At 72.3% G+C, this 1495-nt stretch carries 2 protein-coding genes; both read right to left on the bottom strand.

Going from position 1 to position 1495, the window contains the following annotated elements:
• A partial coding sequence (locus AOK15_RS40290) for a TetR/AcrR family transcriptional regulator (RefSeq protein WP_055524112.1) occupies nt 1-520 on the bottom strand: 520 nt, incomplete at its 3' end.
• A 117-nt stretch (nt 521-637) separates the two neighbouring features.
• Nucleotides 638-1495: IclR family transcriptional regulator domain-containing protein (locus AOK15_RS40295; protein ID WP_157870529.1), on the bottom strand; the 858-nt coding region annotated here is incomplete at its 5' end.

The raw sequence follows: 1495 nt of genomic DNA on the forward strand, positions 1-1495 counted from the left end.
GCCAGGCGGCCTCGCTCGTGGCCATGCCGGTGACGTACGCGACGAGGGTGCCGAGGACACGGTCCGCCTCGTCGGCCGGGAAACCGGCGGTGGTCAGCAGTTTCAGCATGGCCTCGGAGACGCGCATCCAGTTGGGGCCGAGGTACGACATGCCCATTTCGCCGAGCACGGAGGCGAGCCAGGGGTGGCGCAGGATCGTCGCGCGCAGGCTGTGGGCGCACCGGGCCGTGTCCGTGCGCCAGGTGGCGGGGTCGGGGGAGGCGGTGACCTCGATCTCGCCGTAGACCTCGTCGACGGCCAGCTCGATCAGCTCGTCCTTGTTGGCGACGTGGCGGTAGAGCGAGGTGGCGCCCGCGCCCAGCCGGCCGCCGAGCTTGCGCATGCTGAGCGCGTCGATGCCCTCCTCGTCGAGCAGTCGCAGCGCCTCGGACACGATGTGTTCCCTGCTCAGCGCGGGCTGCTCCCGGCCGGTCCGGGGGCGGGTCCACACCGACTGGAAGCCCTGCTGCTCGGCTGGCATCGCCGGTTCCTCTCGTGTCGACGGCTGGTGGCGGCCACCGTAGCGCACGGCATTCGCAGGGTGCGTACGGGTGAGGAGGCGAGCGCACGGTGTTCGCACACCGCTCGCGCGGCCCGGTCAGACACCGGCCACCCGGCGGAACATGCCCGCCACCCGTAGCTCGCTCTCGATCCGGTGCACCGTCGCGCGCAGTTCCGGCAGGATCTCCCGCACGCACTGCTCCACCGATCGTCGGCTGCTGTGCATCGCGACGTTGACGGCGGCCGTGACCCTGCCGTCGCGGTCGTGGACGGGGACGGCGATGGAGCGCAGGCCCTCCTCCAGTTCGCCGTCGACGAGGGCGTAGCCGTCGGTGCGGACGCGTTCGAGGACGGTGAGGAGTTCCACGGGGTCCGTGACGGAACGCGGGGTCAGCGGGACGAGGCGTTCGGGGAGGGAGACCTCCGGGAGGAGCCCGGCGAGCATCACGCGGCCCAGGGACGTGGCGTACGCGGGGAACCGTGTGCCGAGGGTGATGTTGACGCTCATGATCCGGCTGGTGGCGACCCGCGCCGTGTACTGCACCTCGTCGCCGCCCGCGGTGAGGACCGCGAGGGACGCCGATTCGTGCACCCGCGCGGAGAGTTCCGCCAGGTGCGGGGCGGCGATCCGGGGGAGCGGCAGCATCGACAGGGGCGGGAAGCCGAGGCCCAGGACGCGCGGGGTCAGGCGGAAGACACGGTCGGACGACTCGACGTACCCGAGGTGTTCGAGCGTGATCAGCGCCCGGCGGGCCGTCGCGCGGGCGAGGCCGGTGGTACGGGCGACGTCGGTGAGGGTGAGGTCGGCGCGGCCCTCGCCGAACGAGGTGACGACCGTCAGACCACGGGCCAGCGACTCGATGAACTCCCGGCCCAGTTCCTGCTTGGACGCGCCCGTCCAGGCGGCGAGACCACCGAGAGCGGAAGGGGTCGGGGTCGAGGTCGAGGTCGAGGA

Origin of the sequence: Streptomyces ossamyceticus, assembly GCF_001418475.1 — a bacterium.
In the GTDB taxonomy this organism is placed as follows: domain Bacteria; phylum Actinomycetota; class Actinomycetes; order Streptomycetales; family Streptomycetaceae; genus Streptomyces; species Streptomyces ossamyceticus.